This is a genomic window from Micromonospora sp. ATA51, from assembly GCF_016802855.1.
Lineage (GTDB): Bacteria > Actinomycetota > Actinomycetes > Mycobacteriales > Micromonosporaceae > Micromonospora > Micromonospora sicca.
The window spans coordinates 1-2,614 of sequence record NZ_JAEVHJ010000536.1 but is presented as its reverse complement, the minus strand read 5'-3'; the positions used below and the strand labels follow the sequence as shown (position 1 = coordinate 2,614).

General features: G+C 76.4%; 2 protein-coding genes and 1 pseudogene. All 3 read left to right on the top strand.

The window, feature by feature from the left end; all coding sequences use genetic code 11:
- Positions 1-5: 5 nt before the first annotated feature.
- Positions 6-1,127 (top strand): annotated as a pseudogene (locus tag JNW87_RS37335) (hypothetical protein).
- Positions 1,097-1,813 (top strand): response regulator transcription factor, encoded by a 717-nt coding sequence (locus JNW87_RS37330; protein WP_109799771.1) that lies wholly within the window; start codon positions 1,097-1,099, stop codon positions 1,811-1,813. The pseudogene JNW87_RS37335 and the gene JNW87_RS37330 overlap by 31 nt, the downstream one beginning before the upstream one ends.
- A 71-nt stretch (positions 1,814-1,884) precedes the next feature.
- The coding region (locus tag JNW87_RS37325; RefSeq protein ID WP_309234158.1) for a hypothetical protein at positions 1,885-2,614 on the top strand (730 nt) is incomplete at its 3' end.

Below are 2,614 nucleotides of genomic sequence, written 5' to 3'. Positions count from 1 at the left end.
CGGACCTGGCCGCGCCCGCAGTGGTGGGCGTGGGGTTTGGCTGGTCACCGCGGCGGTCGGCGGGCTGGCCGGCGTACGGCTGCTCCGGCGCGCCCCGCTGCCCACCCGGCGGCTGGCGGCGGTGCTGCTGCTGGTCGACGCGGCGGTCTTCGCCGCGGCCGGCGAGCGGTACCTGTTCACCACGGCGAACTGGGTGTGGAGCGGGCTCGCCTGGTTCTTCGTGCTGGTGCTCTGGCGCCGCCCGGTCCGCTCGGTGCTGCTGCTGGTCGACGCGGCGGTCTTCGCCGCGGCCGCGAGCGGTACCTGTTCACCACGGCGAACTGGGTGTGGAGCGGGCTCGCCTGGTTCTTCGTGCTGGTGCTCTGGCGCCGCCCGGTCCGCTGCTGCTCGCGCTGCTGGGCGCGCACGCGGTGATCGCGCTGGGCGAGCTGCTCGGGCACGGCGCGACCGACCCCGCCGACCTCACCCGCTACGCGATGTACGTCTACGGCACCTCGTCGCTGCCGGTGGCGGTCTTCGTCGGGGCCGCCGCGATCGCCGCCCTCGCCCGGGACCGGGCCGCCACCGCCGCGGCCGCCGGAGCGGTGGCGGCGGAACGGGTGGCCGCGGAGCGGGCCCGGGAGGACCGTCGGAGCCGACTGGCCCTGGTCAGCGGCACCGCCGAGGAGGTGCTGGCGGATCTCGCGGCCGGCCACGCCGACCCGGCCGACCCGGAGGTGCGGCGGCGCTGCGTGCTGGCGGCCGCCCGGCTGCGGCGGCTGATCGCCGAATCGGACGACGTGCCCGACCCGCTGCTGCACGAGCTGCGCGCCGCCGCCGACCTGGCCGACCGCAACGGCCTTCCGATCGAGTTCATCGCCATCGGCGTGCCGCCGAAGCTGCCGGTGGCGGTACGCCGCCGGCTCGCCGACCCGCTCACCGCGGCGCTCGCCGACGCCCGGCGGTGGGCCCGGCTGACCGTCGTCGCCGGGCCGGACGAGGTGGTGGTCAGCCTGGTCACCCCGGACCACGACCGGCCGCACGCCACCGGTCCACCCGCCGCCCACGACGAGGCGGGTCCGGTGGAGCAGGTGCACGAGCGGGACGGGGAGATCAGATGGACGCAGACGCGCTGGCAGAAGACGTGACCGGCGCTCCGCCGATCGGCGTGGCGATCGTGGACGACCACCCGGTGGTGATCGACGGGGTGCGGGCCTGGCTGGCCGCCGAGCCGCGGCTGCGGGTGCTCGCCACCGGGGACGATCCGGACGTGGTGCTCCGGGCCGCCCCGGAGGCCGAGGTGGTCCTGCTGGACCTGCGGCTGCACGGGCGGATGGTTCTCGACAAGCTGGCCGAGCTGAGCGCCGCCGGCCGGCGGGTGGTGGTCTACTCCGAGCACACCCACCCGGACACCATGCTCGCCGCGCTCGACGCGGGGGCGGTGGCCTTCCTGGCCAAGCACGAGGGACGCGAGCACTGCCTCGCCACCGTGCTCGCCGCGGCCGACGACCGCCCGTACGTGCCGCCGGCGCTGGCCGGGGCGATGGTGGGCGACCCCCGGCCGGACCGGCCGTCCCTGTCGGACAAGGAGCGCGAGGCGCTGCTGCTGTGGTTCCAGTCGATGTCGAAGGCCTCGGTGGCGCGCCGGATGCGGATCAGCGAGCACACCGTCAAGCAGTACGTGGACCGGGCGCGGATCAAATACACCCGGGCGGGTCGACCGGCCGCCACCAAGGCGGCCCTGCTCGCCCGGGCGATCGAGGACGGACTCGTCCGGCCGGAAGAGATCGGCATCTACCGGTCACAGGCGGCGACCGACCGGCCGACCCCCTAACGGGTGTCATGACACAGAGCGTGTCGTCGGCGACGCTCGACGTACCGCCAACCGCCCGGGAGGTCGTGACAGTGCAGGAGGACGCCGCACCCTTCTTCGTCGGGCCACACCGCTTCGACGGCGACGACGACCCCGCCCGTCCCGTGCTCGACCGGCGGCACACGCTGGTCCCGGAGCCCGGCGAGCGGGTGCTCGCGCTGCACCGACTCCGGGTGGCCGGTCACCTGCTCGGCCCCACCGAAAGCGCCCGCAGCTGGGTGCTCCCCGCCGCCGCGACGGTCACCGTCACCGACCGTAGGGTCGCGTACGTCTGTGGCGGGTCCGAGCTGGCCCTGGTCGCCGGGCGGGACGGCTCGACCGGCGCCCGCCACCGGCGTTCGGCCCGGCTGTCCCGCCTGGCCAGCGGGCAGGTCCGCTGGCAGTGGCCGTCCCGGCTGGAGCTGCGGGCCGACGACCCGGACGGCGGCGCCGAGCTGCTGGTCGTCTGCGACGCGCTGCGCACCATCCGACAGCCGGCGCTCGCCCTCGGCGGCCCCGGCCCGCTGGTCGCCGAGCTGGCCCGGCAGGTACGCCGGTCGGTGGCCGCCTTCCGGCTGATGCACCCGGAGCTGGTGGAACTCTCCCCGCCGGAGCGGGACGTGCTGGCCACCCGGGTCGGCGCTACGTCCGTCCCGGCGGCGGGCCGGGTCACCCTGCCCGGCTCGCTCCCGGTCGAGTTCCTCTCCCGCGAGGACTACTACCGTCCGCACGCCCAGCCGGGCCCGCTCTGGCCCCGCCAGTCGACGCCCGTCCCGCCGGCCC